Raw genomic sequence first — 17,950 nt, 5'->3', positions numbered from 1 at the left:
AAGATGAAAAAGTCAACACAATTTCAATTATCATTTATGATGTTCCTTGAATTTTTTATTTGGGGAGGCTGGTTTGTAACCCTTGGCTCTTTCATGGGTAACAATCTCAGTGCTACAGGTGCAGAAACAGGAATGGCATATTCCACACAATGTTGGGGAGCCATCATTGCACCTTTTATTATTGGCCTAATTGCTGACCGTTTTTTCAATGCTGAAAAAATTCTTGGAGTATTGCATTTAGCAGGTGCATTTTTAATGTATCAAATGTCGCAATCTACTGAGTTTGCAGTTTTTTATCCTTATGTTTTAAGTTATATGATTGTGTATATGCCAACATTGGCTTTGGTGAATTCAGTATCCTTCAATCAAATGAATGATCCATCAAAACAATTTCCAATGGTAAGAGTTTGGGGAACAATAGGCTGGATTTTGGCAGGATTGGTTATTAGTTTAGTTTTTAAATGGGATTCTATAGAAAATATTGGACAAGGGATGTTATCCAACACATTTACAATGGTTGCGATTGCTTCTGGTATTTTAGGAGTTTTTAGTTTTTTTTTACCAAAAACGCCACCAAAGGTTAATAAAGATGAAAAAGTTACAATAAGCGATATATTAGGTTTGGAGGCTTTGAAATTACTCAAGAATCGAAATTTTTTGGTATTTTTTGTGTCTTCTGTCTTAATATGCATTCCTTTGGCATTTTATTATCAAAATATAAGTCCCTTTTTAACTGAGTACAAAGTTGAAAACTCTACAGCTTGGGCATCATTGGGTCAAATGTCTGAAGTTGGTTTTATGTTGCTATTACCATTTTTCTTTAAAAAGTATGGTTTTAAAAGAACTATAATTTTTGGGATGTTAGCTTGGGGTATTCGGTATCTTTTGTTTGCATATGGAAATGCAGGGGATTTATTTTTTATGATAGTAATTGGAATCGCTTTGCATGGAATTTGTTATGATTTCTTCTTTGTTTCTGGTCAAATTTATACCGATTCTAAAGCAGGTGATAAAGCAAAAAGTGCTGCCCAAGGTTTAATTACTTTGGCAACTTATGGAATTGGTATGTTGGTGGGCTTTTGGGTTGCAGGACAAATTGTAGATAAAAATATTTTAGTTGATGGTTTACATAGCTGGCAAGATGTCTGGTTGTTCCCCGCATTATTTGCAGTTGGGGTATTAATTTTCTTTGCTTTTTTATTTAAGAATGAGAAAGTGGAATATAAAGACGCATAGAATAAATGAATAAGAAAATTAGATTAGGAATTTTAGGTGGAGGTGGAGATTCTCTTATAGGTGTATTGCATCGGGTGGCTTCTACAATGTATGATAAGTATCAAATTGTTGGAGGCGTTTTTAATCCAAATTGGGAAGATAATATTGGATTTGCCAATCAAATAGGATTACCAACAAATCGCATTTATAAAGATTTTGAATCTTTGGTTAATGAAGAATTAAAGCTTCCTGATACCGAGCGAATTCAAGTGATATCTATCTTAACACCCAATTTTTTGCATTTCCCCATGGCCAAAAAATTATTGGAGAACGGATTCCATGTCATTTGTGAGAAACCTATGACTACAACCTACGAGGAAGCTAAAATATTAAGTATTGCTTTAAAGAAGGCAAAAACCATTTTTGCGATTACTTATACATATACGGGTTATCCAATGATTCGGCAAATGAGAGAAATGATATTAAACGGGGAGTTAGGTAAAATTCAAAAGGTTGATGCACAATATTATCAAGGTTGGATAAACCCAATAATTCATGATAAAGAAAAACGCTCCACAACTTGGCGGTTAAATCCTGAAAAATCTGGCATTAGCTGTTGCATTGGAGATATTGGCACACATGCTTTTGATATGTTAGAATATGTGTCTGGACATAAAATTGAATCTGTTTTAGCGGATTTAAATTACTTATATTCTGATAATAAAATGGATATCGACGGTACGGTGTTATTACGTTGCAATAACAAAGTAAAAGGAGTTATCTGTACTAGTCAAATAGCAACAGGAGAAGAAAATAGTTTTATAATAAAAGTTTATGGCGATAAGGCAGGATTGAAATGGGAGCAAGAAAACCCCAACTACTTATATTTAATGGAAGAAGGTAAACCCTTACAAGTGCTTAAACCGGGTCACGCTTACAATTCTGAACTATCATTAGACGGTACTAAACTTCCTCCAGGACACCCTGAAGGGATTTTTGATTCGATGGGAAATATTTATAAAGGTGTAGCTAAAGCAATTAATAAAGAACCATATAACCATGGGGAATTCCCTACAATTATTGATGGTGTCAGGGGAATGAGTTTTATTGAAAAAGTAGTTGAATCTCACCAAAAAGGAAATATTTGGGTTAATATTTAAATTTTAGATTTATGAAAACTATAAAAGGACCAGCTGTATTTTTAGCACAATTCATGGATGATAAGGAGCCTTTTAATTCATTAGATGGATTATGTAAATGGGCCTCAGAATTAGGGTATAAAGGTATACAAATCCCAACTTTAGATAAATCAATTTTAGATTTAGATATTGCAGCTGATAGTCAAACATATTGTGATGAATTTAAAGGGAAAGTTAACAGTTACGGATTAGAAATTACAGAGCTATCCACCCATATTCAAGGGCAATTAGTAGCAGTTCATCCAGCACACGATATAATGTTTGATGTTTTTGCGCCAAACCACTTAAAAGGAAACTATGAAGCTCGAACTACTTGGGCAGTAGACCAAATGCATAAAGCCGGAAAAACAAGCAATCGCTTGGGTTTAAAAGCCCATGCTACGTTTTCAGGCTCTTTACTATGGCCTTATATGCACCCATGGCCACAGCAGCCTAAAGGATTGGTAGAGTTAGGTTTTAAAGAATTGGCTGAACGTTGGAAACCTATTTTAAATACCTTTGAAGAAGCAGGTGTTGCAGTTTGTTATGAGGTGCATCCGGTAGAAGATATTCATGATGGTGATACTTTTGAGCGTTTTCTTGAGGCAACTGGTAACCACAAAGCGGTAAACATTTTATACGATCCATCACATTTTGTTTTACAGCAGTTAGATTACATAAAGTATATAGACCATTATCACGAATTTATAAAAGCTTTTCATGTAAAGGATTCAGAATTTAATCCTACGGGCAAAAAAGGAACATTTGGTGGCTATAATGATTGGAAAGATAGAGCAGGGCGATATCGTTCTCCTGGAGATGGACAAGTGGATTTCAAGAAAGTATTTTCAAAATTAACCGAATACGGATGCGATGTATGGGCCGTTTTGGAGTGGGAATGTGTTATAAAAAGTCCTGAGCAGGGAGCACGAGAAGGAGTTAATTTTATTAATAACCATATTATTGAAGCGACCAATAAGCGATTTGATGATTTTGCTGGAGGGAGTGATACTGATGATAAGCACTTGAGAAGAATTTTAGGCATATAAACTATTTTAAAATGAAAAAAATATTAATATTCGTATTACTTGGTGTCACAATTTTTACATGTAAGGAAAATTCAAAACAAACGGAAGGTACTTTAGAGGAAATTGAAAAAGAAGTGAATTCTAAGGTGGAGTGGATAACCCTTTTTGATGGAACTTCACTCGAGAAATGGCGTGGTTATTTAACTGATGAGATGCATCCGGAGTGGACTATTGAAGATGGAACATTGGTTTTTAATCCTGGTGAAAATGGAGGAAAAAATATCATTACCAAAGACACCTTTACAAATTTTGAATTATCCATTGAATGGAAAATATCTGAGGGAGGAAATAGTGGAATTTTTTTCGGTGTATTTGAAGATCCAAGTTTAAATGAAGCCTACCAATCTGGTCCGGAAATCCAAGTATTGGATAATGAACGACATCCAGATGCCAAAGCTAATCCCAAATACCACCAAGCTGGCGCTTTGTATGATTTAGTTCAGCCTGAAAAAGATGTATGTCATCCAGCAGGTGAATGGAACTTATGTGTTTTAAAAGTCAACCATAAGACCAATGAAGGTGAAGTAAAACTTAATGGAACTAAAATTGTAAGTTTTCCTCTTCATGGGGAAGCTTGGGACACGATGGTTGAAAATTCCAAATTTAAAGGTTGGGAGCATTTCGGTAAACATCATACGGGACATATTGGCCTTCAGGACCATGGAGACAAAGTATGGTTTAGAAATATAAAAATTAAAAAGCTTTAAAAATTTTCGGCTCATATAGTTAAGTAAAAAAGGGGTTCAGCTATTGAGCTCCTTTTTTTATTCTAAATACCTTGCTAATTATTAGCATTATTTATAAAAAATATCTCCATTTTGTTAAATATTAATAATTTTTTAAAAAAAATATTGGTTTTTATCACATGTATAAAATAAAATTATAGCTTTACATTATGAAAAATTTAAATAAAATACGTTATGTGTTTCGCAGGTTGCCCGCTAGCAACCCCCGTAGCCGCTTTTAATCTTCTAAAGAAAGCATCAATAAACGTAATTTTAATTTTTCAAAGTGCCTAGAATTTTTTTCATATCATTTCAAAATTTAGTTAATTTAAATAATAGCCATAATCTCATGCGTCATAAATTTTCTCTTCGTCCTTAGTGGTGTGTTAACATTTATTGAATTAGGTGAGTCCAGTTCAGCCATCAAAAAAAATAATTATTACTTATAAAATTATGAAATGAAGGTAGTAATAGCCGATAAATCACATATAAAATACGCAGAAATTATTTGCGAAACCATTGCAGAATCTGCAGCGGTTAGAGGTACAGGAATTGCAAGAAGAACTCCAGAGTATATAGCTACAAAAATGGAAAATGGTAACGCTGTTATCGCTTTAGATGGCGATAAATTTGCTGGATTTTGTTATATAGAAAAATGGGGTCATGGTAAATTTGTAGCTAATTCAGGATTAATTGTTCACCCAGATTATAGAGGTGGTGGATTAGCTAGACAAATTAAACACAAAGTATTTGAGCATTCTAGAACCAAATTTCCAGATGCTAAAGTATTCAGTATCACCACTGGTTTAGCAGTAATGAAAATGAATACAGAATTAGGCTATAAACCAGTGCCATTCTCCGAATTAACAGATGATCCTACTTTTTGGGATGGTTGTCAAACCTGCAGAAACTATGATGTTTTAACACGAACAAACAGAAAAATGTGCCTTTGTACAGGTATGTTGTACGACCCAGAAAAGCAGGATAAAAAAGATACAAAAAAAGTAAAAGAGAAGGTTTTCAATAGGTTGAAACACATCAAAGAAGCCATGTTTTTAAAAAAAGATAAAAAGTAAAAAATGAAAAAATTAGTTATAGCTTATAGTGGCGGATTAGACACCTCGTATTGTGCAGTTAGCTTATCAAAAAAATATGAGGTACATGCTGTTAGTGTTAATACTGGGGGTTTTACGAAAGCTGAAATTGATAAAATTGAAACGAATGCTTATAAAATGGGTGTTTCAACCTATAAGAATATTGATGCAGTGGCAACTTTTTACAATAAAGTAGTTAAGTATTTAATATTTGGAAATGTACTTAAAAACAATACGTATCCTTTATCGGTAAGTGCAGAGCGTATCATTCAAGCTATTGAAATTATCGAATATGCAAAAAGTATTGATGCCGAATATATAGCTCACGGTAGTACGGGTGCCGGAAATGACCAAGTACGTTTTGATATGATTTTCCAAACATTGGCACCAAATATTAAAATTATCACACCCATTAGAGACGAAAAATTAACTAGGCAACAAGAGATAGATTACCTGAAAACAAATGGTATCGATATGTCTTGGGAAAAAGCTAAATATTCTGTCAATAAAGGGTTGTGGGGCACGAGTGTTGGAGGCTCTGAAACATTAACTTCGGATAAACCTTTACCAGAAGAAGCTTACCCTTCTCAGGTTAAGCATGCTGAAGAGGAAAAAGTTAAATTAACTTTTAAAAAAGGTGAACTAGTTGCAGTAAATGGTGTTGAAAATGAACCAGAAATCAATATTGAGACCCTAAATAATTTAGCTTCAGCATATGCCATAGGTAGAGATATTCATGTGGGCGACACCATTGTAGGCATAAAAGGTCGTGTTGGTTTTGAGGCACCGGCGGCATTAATCACCATTAAAGCACATCATCTTTTAGAGAAACATACCCTAACCAAATGGCAATTACAACATAAGGAATACATAGCCAGTTTTTACGGTATGCATTTGCATGAAGGGCAGTATTTGGATCCTGTAATGCGAAACATGGAAGCCTTTTTGCAAAGTAGCCAAGATAAAGTTTCTGGAGATGTAACAGTCACTTTAAAACCTTACCACTTTAGTTTGGATGGTATTTCATCAAAACACGATTTAATGAGTGCGAAGTTTGGAAGCTATGGTGAAGAAAATAAAGGTTGGACTGCAGATGAAGCAAAAGGGTTTATTAAAATTTTCGGAAACCAAAATAAAATATACCAACAAGTAAATTCAAATAGCGATGATTAAAGTTGGCATTATAGGTGGTGCAGGTTACACAGCAGGCGAATTGATAAGACTTTTGATTAACCACCCTGAAGCTAAAATAGATTTTGTTTACAGTACCAGTAACGCTGGGAACAAAATTAGTAAGGTGCATCAAGACTTGATAGGTAGTTTGGATTTAAAGTTTACCAATAAAGTAAATCAAGATGTTGATGTGCTGTTTTTGTGTTTAGGACATGGTAACTCGATTAAATTTTTGTCTGGTAATACCTTTTCAGATAACACCAATATCATTGATTTAGGGAACGACTTTAGACTAGAAAAAGATAAAGTTTTTAATGGGAAAACCTTTACCTACGGATTACCGGAATTGCATAAGGAATCCATAAAAAAAGCTAATTATATAGCTAATCCAGGTTGTTTTGCAACAGCTATTCAGTTGGCCTTGTTACCATTGGCTCATTCAAATTTATTGAAAAAAGATGTACATGTAAATGCCGTAACGGGGGCAACTGGGGCAGGAACTTCATTGTCTGAAACCTCTCATTTTCCTTGGCGTGATAATAATTTTTCATATTACAAACCTTTCACGCATCAGCATTTAGGGGAAATCAATCAATCGGTTAAGCATTTGCAAAAAAGCTATTCCTCAGAAATCCTTTTTATGCCCAATCGAGGTAATTTTTCAAGAGGTATTTTTGCAACGCTTTATACTGATTTTGATGGTTCTTTGGACCAAGCCAATTCTATTTACAAGGCATTTTACAAAGACGCTAAATTCACATTTGTTTCAGATGAAGTACTGCATTTAAAGCAAGTGGTAAACACCAATAATTGTTTAATTCATTTACATAAGCATCATGGTAAATTACTAATAACCAGTATTATTGATAATTTATTAAAAGGAGCGTCTGGTCAGGCTATTCAAAATATGAATTTAATGTTTGGTCTAGATGAAACAACAGGATTGCAATTAAAGGCAACATATTTTTAAAAACAAGGGAAATGAAAATAGCCATCATAGGAACCGGCAACTTAGGAAGTTCTATCGCCAAAGGACTCATAAAAAACAAGACATTTACATCATTGTATCTAACCGATAAAAATACATCGGCACTCAGTATGTTTAATGATGAAGAGTATGTCACCATCACTAACGATAATGTTTTGGCAGTTAAAGAATCTGATATTTTAATTTTTGCTTTACAGCCTAGGCATATTGAAAAGGTTTTAGAAACGGTTTCTCCAAGTATTATAGATCAACATGTTGTTATGTCGGTAGCAGCAGGTTTTGAGATCTCTAAAATTGAAAGCATCATTGGAAGTGATAAAAACATAATACGCGTTATGCCCAATACAGCCATTTCCATTGGAAAATCCATGACCTGTTTAGCAGCCAATACCAAGGGAGAGAGTAAGATGGATTTAGCCAAAAAAATATTTAATCAGTTGGGAACTACCATGGTAATTCCGGAAGAACACATCCAAGCGGCTACCGTAATTTGCGCTAGTGGTATTGCCTTTTGGATGCGCCTTGTACGTGCAACAACTCAAGGGGCTATCCAATTAGGTTTTGAAGCCCATGAAGCTCATCAATTGGCTACTCAAACGTGTTTTGGTGCTGCCAGTTTATTGATAGAATCTGGAAGACATCCAGAACAGGAAATAGACCGTGTAACCACGCCAAGTGGATGCACCATTGAAGGATTAAATGCTATGGAACATCAAGGTTTAAGCTCTGCTTTGATTCAAGGATTAGTGGCTTCTTTCGAGAAAATAAATCAAATTAAAAAAACTTAAAATGCCATTATTTGACGTTTATCCATTATATAATGTAACTCCAGTTTCTGGTAAAGATGTTCATGTTTACGACGAACTAGGTACAGAATATTTAGACCTTTATGGAGGTCATGCTGTAATTTCCATTGGGCATGCACATCCAAACTACGTAGAGGCGGTTACAAGTCAAGTTAAAGCTTTGGGTTTTTATTCCAATGCTATTCAAAACCCTTTACAGGTTGAGTTAGCTGATAAAATTGAATCGCTTTCTGGATGTCATGGTTTTGAATTATTCTTGTGCAATTCAGGTGCTGAAGCAAATGAAAATGCATTGAAATTAGCATCGTTTAAAACGGGAAAAGCGCGGGTTGTAGCTTTTAAAAATAGTTTTCATGGACGTACTTCGGCGGCGGTTGCTGTTACCGATAATCCTAATATTGTGGCACCCATCAATGCTCAACAAAAAGTTACTATTTTAGAGCTTAATGATATTTTAGGCGTAAAAGCAGAATTGGAGAAAGGCGATGTTTGTGCTGTAATTGTAGAGTTTATTCAAGGTGTTGGTGGGCTGGACCAAGGTACAAAGGACTTTTTTGAACAAGTATATGCGCTGTGTAAAGCAAACAACACCATGTTTGTTGCCGATGAGGTGCAAGCAGGCTACGGGCGTTCGGGCAAATTCTTTGCGTTTCAGCATTACAACGTAACCCCTGATATTATTTCCATTGCCAAAGGAATGGGTAATGGTTTTCCTATTGGCGGCATTTTAATTCATCCTGACATTGAAGCAAAACATGGTATGTTGGGGACTACATTCGGTGGTAATCATTTGGCCTGCGCTGCGGGTTTAGCGGTTTTAAATACCATTGAAGAAGAAAAATTAATGGATAACGTCAATGAAATGTCTGAATATTTCATTTCAAAAGCTAAAACCATTCCACAGATAAAAAATATCAAGGGTAGAGGTTTAATGCTAGGCTTGGAATTCGATTTTGAAGTGGGAGACCTCAGAAAAAAACTCATTTACGAGCATCATATTTTTACAGGTGGTGCTTCAAATAAGAAACTCATAAGGATTTTACCGCCATTAACCTTAAAAAAAGAACATATCGATCAGTTTTTTGATGCTTTAAAACAAGTACTCTAAAAGTTTAGGATAAAATTATAAATTCATAATCGGGTATGAACTTAATAGTTTGTTGAGTAACCATTATGTATATAACAACAAGAAAAATGAACACTTTACTATCTATTGAAAAACGAAATGCCGTGTTACTAAAAATGGCATCACTTTTACAAAAAGAAAGGAAAGCCATTATTGAAATTAATAAAAAGGATTTAGAAGCTTACAAAGGCGATGACATATCTATGTACGACCGATTGAAAGTTGATAATTCCAAAGTGGATGAGATGATAAAGTCTGTGACACATCTAGCATCACAAAACGATCCTATTGGTGTAGAACTTTTTAGTTTTAAACACGACAATGGTTTACAGGTTTACAACAAAACCTCTTCCTTTGGAACGGTATTAATCATTTATGAATCAAGACCCGATGTAACGGTAGAAGCTGCTGGAATTGCTTTTAAATCTGGTAATAAAATTTTGTTGAAGGGCGGTAAGGAATCTTTGTGCTCCAACTTAAAAATTGTGGAGTTATGGCACCAAGCTTTAAAAGAAGAAAATGCCTCAACTAGTTGGGTGGAATATTTGCAGTTTAACCGAACCGAAACCCAAGAATTTTTGGAAAACCCAACCCAAAAAGTAGATTTAATAGTGCCTCGTGGTGGTGAACAATTAATTGCTTTTGTAAAGCAGCATGCCAATTGCCCCGTAATAGTCAGTGGTCGTGGTAATAACTTTGTGTTTATTGAAAAAGAAGCCGATTTAGAGATGGCCTTGAAAGTGATTATCAATGCCAAAACAGCGAAAATTTCAGCGTGTAATGCCTTGGATAAAGTGTTGATTGATAAAAATCTTCCTAACAAAGAAGATTTTATAAACACGTTGATTTCAAATTTAAAAGCACATAATGTAGAAATTTTAGGAGATGAAACCATCTCTAAGAACTATTATATTGAAGCCATCAAATCCGATGACATTTGGTATGAAGAGTTTTTAGACTACAAAATTGTAGTTGGTGAAGTTGATTCAACTCAAGATGCCATCACAAAAATCAATAAATATTCAGGAGGGCATTCGGCATCCATCATTACAAAAAATGATACGGAGGCAAAATCCTTTATGGAAAATGTTGATTCTGCCGCAGTTTACCAAAATGCATCCACGCGATTTACCGACGGAAGTCAACTAGGTTTGGGTGGCGAATTGGCCATTAGTACTGATAAATTGCATCAACGGGGACCTATTGGGTTACAACATTTGGTAACCAATAAATGGTATGTTTATGGTAACGGACAAATAAGATAACATGCAAAGAAAAAAACGCATATTACTAAAAGTTGGCTCCAATACACTTACCAAGGAAACTGATAATATTTCCAGAGGTAAAATTGAAGATATTGCCAACCAAATAGCAAAACTTAAAGACACTTGCGAGTTTATTATTGTAAGTTCTGGTGCTATTGCGGTGGCAAAACAGTTTGTAAAGTTGGAAAGCAAGCAAGAAGATGTATTTGTTAAACAAGCCCTGGCTTCTATAGGTCAACCACACTTAATACGTATCTATCAAGAAATTTTTAGGGAGTACGGTTTATTGACTTCGCAGTGTTTATTGTCTTATTCCGATTTTGAAAAAGAGGAAAGTAAAACCAATATTGTAAATACCATTAATGTTTTGGTAAACAACAATTACATTCCTATAATTAATGAAAACGATACGGTGGCTACCGATGAAATAAAATTTGGTGATAATGATAAACTTGGAGCACTTACAGCATCACTTCTAAAAGCCGATTTATTCATTATTGCAACCAACACAAATGGTATTTATACCAAAGAATCTATGGAGAATGGTTTTCCAAGAACCATTGAAATTGTTGAAGATTTCAATACATTGAAAGAGCAAATAGTCAATTCTAAATCATCACATGGTAGCGGTGGTATGCAATCAAAAATAGAAGCAGCATCATTAGCAAAAAACGCCCATATTGAAACTTGGATTGTGAACGGTTTGGAAGATCATTTCATTTTAAATGCTTTTGAAAACAAACAACCCTACACTAGAATAAAATAGAAATAAATGGATCATTATATTTCAATAAACGATATAGATAATATTAATTCTTGGATTGAAGAAGCTAAGGAATTAAAGAAAAATCCACTGAAATATATTGAATTAGGAAGAAATAAAACCCTAGGGTTGTTATTTTTTAATTCAAGCTTACGTACCCGTTTGAGTACTCAAAAAGCCGCATTGAATTTAGGTATGAATCCTATTGTGATGAATGTTTCAGGAGATGCTTGGGGCATCGAGTTTGGTGATGGTACGGTTATGAACGGGAATACTGCAGAACATATTAAAGAAGCCGCCGCAGTGGTTTCGCAATATTGTGATATTATAGCGGTTAGGGCATTTCCAACCTTAAACGATAAAGCTAAAGACGAAAGTGAACAGGTATTGATGTCGTTCAAAAAATATGCTTCGGTGCCTATTGTTAATATGGAAAGTGCCACTGGTCACCCATTACAGGGGCTAACCGATGCGATTACCATTTCAGAACATGCAAAAACCAGAAAACCAAAAGTGGTTTTAAGTTGGGCACCACACATCAAGGCTTTACCGCATGCAGTTGCCAATAGTTTTACCCAAGCCATGCAAAAAATGGATGTTGAGTTTGTGATTACCAACCCTGAATGCTATAATTTGAACCCGGAGATAACCGGAAAAACGTCAATAATACACAATCAAGAAGAAGCATTTAAAAATGCCGATTTTGTTTATGTAAAAAACTGGAGCTCTTATGAAAGCTACGGGCAAATATTAAATACCGACCCCAATTGGATGATTACCAAAGAAAAATTGGGGAATGCCAAGTTTATGCATTGTTTACCTGTAAGACGTAATGTAATTGTTGAAGATGCGGTTCTAGACAGTGATAGTTCGATAGTTATTCAACAGGCCAATAATAGAACATTCGCAGCGCAATTGGTGTTGAAAAAAATATTAGAAAATGCTTAAAGAAAAACTTTCCATAGTAAAAATTGGAGGAAACATCATCGAAGATGATACCGCGTTGGATGATTTTCTTAAGTTGTTTTCAAATTTAGATGGCAAGAAAATTTTGGTGCATGGAGGTGGAAAGCGAGCTACTGCCATAGCTTCAAAATTGGGCATAGAATCCCATATGGTGAATGGCAGACGCATTACCGATGCCGAAACCTTAGAGGTAATAACGATGGTTTATGGTGGCTTGGTAAATAAAAATATAGTGGCAAAACTGCAAGCATTACACATTGATGCCATTGGTTTAACGGGTGCAGATGCCAATAGTATCCTTTCTGATAAACGACCAGTAAAAGATATCGATTTCGGTTTTGTGGGTGATGTAAAAGAAGTAGCTAACAAATCAATCAACAAATTGCTTGATGCTAATTTTATCCCTGTATTTTGTGCAATAACACATGATGGTAAAGGACAATTGTTAAACACTAACGCAGATACGGTTACTTCGCAATTAGCTATAGGGATGAGTGAAATTTACGAAACGTCCATTTATTATTGCTTTGAATTACATGGGGTTTTAAAAGATATTAAAAACAAAAATTCAGTTGTAAAGCACATCAATTCAAAACTATACAAGGAATTATTGGACGAGGGCATCATAGCTGATGGTATGTTGCCTAAATTAGAAAACTGTTTTGATGCGCTGAAAAATGGAGTAAAAACAATTAATATGGGAAATATATCCATGTTGACCCAAGAAAATGATAATTTTACCAGAATTACACTCTAAAATGACGCTAGAACAACTAACAAACGATGCTATTTCTCTATTAAAAAAATTAATAGAAACTCCCTCTTTTTCATCAGAAGAAGATAAAACAGCATCTATTATTGAAGCTTGGATGAAGCGTTATCTTATTGATTATAAACGCACTAAAAACAATGTATGGGCAGTAAATAAGCATTTTGATGAAAACAACCCCACATTACTTTTGAACTCCCATCACGATACCGTAAAACCAAATAGCGCTTATTCGAAAGACCCTTTTAAAGCAATTATTGAAGATGGTAAATTATATGGTTTAGGTAGTAATGATGCAGGAGGTTGTTTAGTATCATTAATAGCAACTTTCACATACTTTTATAATCAAGAAAACTTGAAATATAATCTGGTTTTGGTCGCTTCCGCAGAAGAGGAAAGTAGTGGCCCCAATGGTTTAAATAGCATGCTATCCATCATTCCCAAAATAGATGTTGCTATTGTGGGTGAGCCAACACTAATGAATTTAGCAGTTGCCGAAAAAGGGTTGGTGGTTTTTGATGCCAAAGTTGTAGGCACTCCAAGTCATGCGGCGCATCCTAACGATAATAATTGTATTTACAATACAATAAAAGTACTGCAATGGTTTAAGGATTTTAAGTTTGAAAAAACATCCGATGTTTTAGGCGATGTCAAGTTAACGGTTACACAGATTAAAGCTGGTACACAACACAATGCAGTTCCCGCCGATGTGGATTTGGTTATTGATGTTCGGGTGAATGATGCTTATACCAATGCTGAAATCGCAAAAATTTTACAAGAAAAATCGCCTTGCGACAGTATTACACCAAGAAGTTTACGTTTAAATTCATCGTCAATTCCTTTAAATCACGATTTGGTAAAAGCAGGAATAGCTATGGGAAGAGAAACCTATGGCTCGCCAACATTATCTGATCAAGCGGTTTTAACATGCTCTAGTTTAAAATTAGGACCTGGCAATAGCACACGTTCGCATTCAGCAGATGAATTTATATATCTCAATGAAATTGAAGAAGGCATAAAAATTTATGTTGAATTGTTAAACAGAGTCATTGTGTAAACGACTCTAAGCATAAACATTAAAGAAATGAAACTCTGGGACAAAGGTTTATCAATTGATAAAAAAATAGAACATTTTACCGTTGGAAACGATAGGGAAATTGATATTCACATAGCAAAATATGATATAATTGCTTCTAAAGCGCATGCTAAAATGCTTCAAAAAATTGGCATTTTGAGTACCAATGAATTGGTTGAGCTCTTAGGAGGATTAAAAGTTTTAGAAAAACAAATTGAAAATGGAACTTTTAGCATTGAAGAGCAATTTGAAGATGTACACTCTAAAATTGAATTTGAACTCATAAAATCCTTAGGAGAGGTAGGTAAAAAAATCCATACAGCCCGTTCTAGAAATGATCAAGTTTTAGTAGCACTTCACCTTTATTACAAAGACAATTTAAACATAGTAAAGTATAAAACAAGGACGTTATTCGATACGCTTTTAAATTTAGCAGAAACTCATAAAAATAAAGTTTTACCTGGTTATACACATTTACAAGTAGCCATGCCGTCATCATTTGGCCTATGGTTTTCAGCTTATGCAGAACTCATGATTGATGATGTTTATTTATTACATGCTGCATTAAAAACTGTCGACCAAAACCCGTTGGGATCGGCTGCAGGTTATGGTAGCTCGTTTCCAATCGACAGAGAATTGACAACTAAAGAAATGGGCTTTACAACATTAAAGTATAATGTGGTAGCTGCCCAAATGGGACGCGGTAAAAATGAACGAACTATAGCGGCAGCATTAGGTGGATTGAGTAATACTTTGGCTCGGTTTGCAATGGATGTGTGTTTATATATGAGCCAGAATTTTGGGTTCATTTCCTTCCCTGATGCGCTAACTACAGGAAGTAGCATCATGCCGCATAAAAAAAACCCAGATGTTTTTGAGTTAATTAGGGGGAAATCAAATAAAATTCAAGCCTTACAAACAGAAATGATTTTAATAACCAATAATTTGCCAAGTGGTTATCACCGAGATTTTCAATTGCTAAAAGAAAATATGGTTAGTGCCTTTGAAGATATGAAGGATATTTTGGATATTTTTAATTATTCTATTCAACAAATTATTGTCAATGATATCGACGTCCAAGACGATAAATATAAATATCTATTCACAGTTGATAATATAAACACCTTGGTTGAAAAAGGCATAAGTTTTAGAGAAGCTTATCAAAAAATTGGTGGTCAGGTTCAAGAAGGCTCCTATAAACCAGATACTTCAAAAAAACATACACATGTAGGCAGTATTCATAATTTGTGTTTGGATAAGATTCGATTAAAGTTTCCTGAATAAAAAAAGCACATTTCATAAATGCGCTTTTTTGCAAATCCGTTGTTCAATTTGTATTGGTGACTAACTCAAAAATAATTAAATAATAGTGGATTGTCCTAAATGTATGTTGGTAAAATTTAAGTTGGTTTCATCTGGATGATTTATAAAATCTTCAATGAAATCACCAACTTTAGTGGTGCTTATATTATCGTATTTATTGTTTAAATCAGGGGTGGTAATATGCAGTTTTAATGATTTGTCAACCCCCTCTCTAATTAAGGCAGCTTCATCGTCTAAGCCAAAATGATCTAGTAACATAGCTGCAGATAAAATAGACGCAATGGGATTAGCAATGCCCTTGTTAGTGGCTCGGGTATAAGCACCATGAATGGGTTCGAACATGGCGTGGTTTTTTCCTATTGATGCAGATGCCAATAAACCTATAGACCCAACAATAACACTGGCTTCTTCAGATAGGATATCACCAAACATATTTTCTGTTAAAATAACATCAAACTGTTTTGGGTTTATAATCAATTCCATGGCGGCCTTATCAACGTACATGTAATTAGTTTTTACATCTGGATATTGTGGTTCCATCTTTTGGATAACTCTGCGCCAAAGTCTTGAACTTTCCAAAACATTGGCCTTGTCAACTAGGGTGAGTTTTCGCTTTCTTGAATGGGCCGCTTTAAAAGCTAAGTGTGCAATGCGCTCAATTTCGTCTTGGGTGTACTCGCAAATATCAGATGCTTTTTTACCGTCATCACTTAATTTCTTTTCACCAAAATAAATGCCACTTGTAAGTTCTCTATAAATAAGAATATTGGTGTCTTTTATTTGACTTTTCTTTAAAGAAGACTTGTTAAGTATTTCTTCATAGGCAATTACTGGACGTATATTAGCAAATAAATCTAAAGTTTTACGTAACCCTAAAAGCCCCTGCTCAGGTCGAATTTTTGCGTCTGGGTTTAAATCGTAAGAAGTGTTGCCAATGGCTCCAAATAAAATAGCATCTGCTTTTTTGCAAATGCTAATGGTTTCTTCAGGTAAAGGATTTCCAGTTTTTTCAATGGCCGAAGCACCCACAAGCCCATAATTAAAAGTAAAAATATGGTTAAACTCCATAGCTATCGCTTTCAAGACCTTAACGGCTTGGGCTGTAACTTCAGGACCTATACCATCGCCTGGTAAAACGGCAATATTTAATTTCATTTTACTTTATTTAAGCAGAAGTAATTTCCTTATATACTTTACTGTTTTCTATTATTTGATGGATATCATTATCATCCACTTCTTTTTTATTATCGGCAAAATCTAAAAAGTTTGTGTAGATTTCATCCAATTGAAGTTTAGTCAATTCATATCCAATATTTTTTGCTCTGTAAGCCAATGCTGCACGGCCGCTTCTTGCTGTTAATACAATGGCAGATTCAGTAACACCAACATCTTTAGGGTCTATAATTTCGTATGTTTCACGGTTTTTAATCACACCATCTTGGTGGATTCCAGAACTATGGGCAAAAGCATTGGCCCCTACTATGGCTTTGTTAGGTTGCGTGTAAATACCCATGCTATCTGATACTAATTGACTCATACCATAAAGCATCTCAGATTTAATATTGGTATCTAAATTCAAATAAGGATGTTGTCTTAAAATCATGACCACTTCTTCTAAAGCTGTATTACCAGCACGTTCACCAATACCATTTATGGTACATTCAATTTGGCGAGCACCGTTTATAACACCTTCAATGGAGTTGGCAGTTGCCAGACCTAAATCGTTATGGCAATGGCATGATAAAATGGCTTTTTCTATACCTTTTACATTTTCTTTAAGGTATTTAATTTTGGCACCATATTCATGTGGTAAACAGTAACCAGTGGTATCTGGGATATTCAAAACGGTAGCACCAGCTTTAATAACCGCTTCACAAACTCTGGCTAAATAGTCATTGTCCGTTCTTCCAGCATCTTCAGCATAAAACTCAACATCCTCTACGAAAGATTTAGCATAAGTAACCGCTTTCACAGCGCGTTCAATAATAGCCTCTCTGTTAGATTTAAATTTGTGTTTTATGTGAGAATCTGAAGTTCCAATGCCTGTATGTATTCGTGCAGTTTTAGCATATTTTAATGCCTCTGCCGCTACTTTTATATCGTTTTCTACAGAGCGCGTTAAACCACAAACCGTTGCATGCTTCACGATTTTTGAAATTTCCTCAACCGATTTAAAATCTCCGGGACTTGATACCGGGAAACCGGCTTCTATAATATCAACGCCTAGATTATCGAGCTGTTCTGCAATAATTAATTTCTGTTCAGTATTCAACTTACAACCAGGTACTTGCTCGCCATCTCTCAGCGTTGTATCAAAAATTTGAACTTTATTATCAGACATTTATTAAAATATATTTTCTTATTGTATTACGAATGTATATTTTGGTTTCTTAAAA

17 protein-coding genes are annotated in these 17,950 nt (G+C 34.7%); 15 read left to right on the top strand and 2 right to left on the bottom strand.

What is annotated here, in order from left to right; translation table 11 throughout:
* Nucleotides 1-3: 3 nt before the first annotated feature.
* The 15 genes from ABD963_RS00505 to argH all read left to right on the top strand — a co-directional run bounded on the left by ABD963_RS00505 (nt 4) and on the right by argH (nt 15,515).
* Entirely contained in the window at nt 4-1,236 is a 1,233-nt protein-coding gene (locus tag ABD963_RS00505) for a nucleoside permease (RefSeq protein ID WP_345274980.1), read from the top strand.
* A gap of 5 nt (nt 1,237-1,241) precedes the next feature.
* Nucleotides 1,242-2,375: a Gfo/Idh/MocA family protein gene (locus ABD963_RS00500; protein ID WP_345274979.1), complete on the top strand. Its 1,134-nt coding sequence runs from the start codon at nt 1,242-1,244 to the stop codon at nt 2,373-2,375.
* 11 nt (nt 2,376-2,386) lie between these two features.
* Nucleotides 2,387-3,442: a sugar phosphate isomerase/epimerase family protein gene (locus ABD963_RS00495; protein WP_345274978.1), complete on the top strand. Its 1,056-nt coding sequence runs from the start codon at nt 2,387-2,389 to the stop codon at nt 3,440-3,442.
* Nucleotides 3,443-3,453: 11 nt separating this feature from the next.
* Nucleotides 3,454-4,188 (top strand): 3-keto-disaccharide hydrolase, encoded by a 735-nt coding sequence (locus ABD963_RS00490; protein WP_345274977.1) that lies wholly within the window; start codon nt 3,454-3,456, stop codon nt 4,186-4,188.
* A 476-nt stretch (nt 4,189-4,664) separates the two neighbouring features.
* The gene (locus ABD963_RS00485; protein WP_345274976.1) at nt 4,665-5,282 is read left to right on the top strand and encodes a GNAT family N-acetyltransferase; all 618 of its coding nucleotides are present in this window, start codon (nt 4,665-4,667) and stop codon (nt 5,280-5,282) included.
* A gap of 3 nt (nt 5,283-5,285) precedes the next feature.
* The gene (locus ABD963_RS00480) at nt 5,286-6,473 is read left to right on the top strand and encodes an argininosuccinate synthase (RefSeq protein WP_345274975.1); all 1,188 of its coding nucleotides are present in this window, start codon (nt 5,286-5,288) and stop codon (nt 6,471-6,473) included.
* Complete coding sequence (gene argC, locus ABD963_RS00475; RefSeq protein WP_345274974.1) at nt 6,466-7,443, top strand: N-acetyl-gamma-glutamyl-phosphate reductase; 978 nt, start codon at nt 6,466-6,468, stop codon at nt 7,441-7,443. The genes ABD963_RS00480 and argC overlap by 8 nt, the downstream gene beginning before the upstream one ends.
* Before the next feature lie 11 nt (nt 7,444-7,454).
* Entirely contained in the window at nt 7,455-8,249 is a 795-nt protein-coding gene (gene proC / locus ABD963_RS00470; protein ID WP_345274973.1) for a pyrroline-5-carboxylate reductase, read from the top strand.
* A 1-nt stretch (nt 8,250) separates the two neighbouring features.
* Nucleotides 8,251-9,375 (top strand): aspartate aminotransferase family protein, encoded by a 1,125-nt coding sequence (locus tag ABD963_RS00465; protein ID WP_345274972.1) that lies wholly within the window; start codon nt 8,251-8,253, stop codon nt 9,373-9,375.
* A gap of 86 nt (nt 9,376-9,461) precedes the next feature.
* Complete coding sequence (locus ABD963_RS00460; RefSeq protein ID WP_345274971.1) at nt 9,462-10,658, top strand: glutamate-5-semialdehyde dehydrogenase; 1,197 nt, start codon at nt 9,462-9,464, stop codon at nt 10,656-10,658.
* 1 nt (nt 10,659) lies between these two features.
* A complete protein-coding gene (gene proB / locus ABD963_RS00455; RefSeq protein WP_345274970.1) occupies nt 10,660-11,424 on the top strand; it encodes a glutamate 5-kinase in 765 nt (254 codons plus the stop codon).
* 6 nt (nt 11,425-11,430) lie between these two features.
* Nucleotides 11,431-12,369, top strand: coding sequence for an N-acetylornithine carbamoyltransferase (locus tag ABD963_RS00450; protein WP_345274969.1), 939 nt, complete (start codon nt 11,431-11,433; stop codon nt 12,367-12,369).
* The gene (argB, locus tag ABD963_RS00445; RefSeq protein WP_345274968.1) at nt 12,362-13,144 is read left to right on the top strand and encodes an acetylglutamate kinase; all 783 of its coding nucleotides are present in this window, start codon (nt 12,362-12,364) and stop codon (nt 13,142-13,144) included. Before ABD963_RS00450 ends, argB begins: the two co-directional genes overlap by 8 nt.
* 1 nt (nt 13,145) lies before the next feature.
* Complete coding sequence (locus ABD963_RS00440; protein WP_345275925.1) at nt 13,146-14,213, top strand: M20 family metallo-hydrolase; 1,068 nt, start codon at nt 13,146-13,148, stop codon at nt 14,211-14,213.
* A gap of 27 nt (nt 14,214-14,240) precedes the next feature.
* Nucleotides 14,241-15,515 (top strand): argininosuccinate lyase, encoded by a 1,275-nt coding sequence (argH, locus tag ABD963_RS00435; RefSeq protein ID WP_345274967.1) that lies wholly within the window; start codon nt 14,241-14,243, stop codon nt 15,513-15,515.
* 75 nt (nt 15,516-15,590) lie between these two features.
* Here the strand turns inward: argH and leuB are convergent, their stop codons facing one another.
* Nucleotides 15,591-16,709, bottom strand: a complete 1,119-nt coding sequence (gene leuB / locus ABD963_RS00430) for a 3-isopropylmalate dehydrogenase (RefSeq protein WP_345274966.1) — start codon at nt 16,707-16,709, stop codon at nt 15,591-15,593.
* Between the two features lie 10 nt (nt 16,710-16,719).
* Complete coding sequence (locus ABD963_RS00425) at nt 16,720-17,895, bottom strand: 2-isopropylmalate synthase (RefSeq protein WP_345274965.1); 1,176 nt, start codon at nt 17,893-17,895, stop codon at nt 16,720-16,722.
* Between the last annotated feature and the right edge of the window lie 55 nt (nt 17,896-17,950).

The sequence above is a fragment of the Litoribaculum gwangyangense genome (genome assembly GCF_039543505.1).
GTDB lineage: Bacteria > Bacteroidota > Bacteroidia > Flavobacteriales > Flavobacteriaceae > Litoribaculum > Litoribaculum gwangyangense.
The sequence above is the reverse complement of the archived record's forward strand: the minus strand, read 5'-3'. Positions and strand labels throughout refer to the sequence as shown.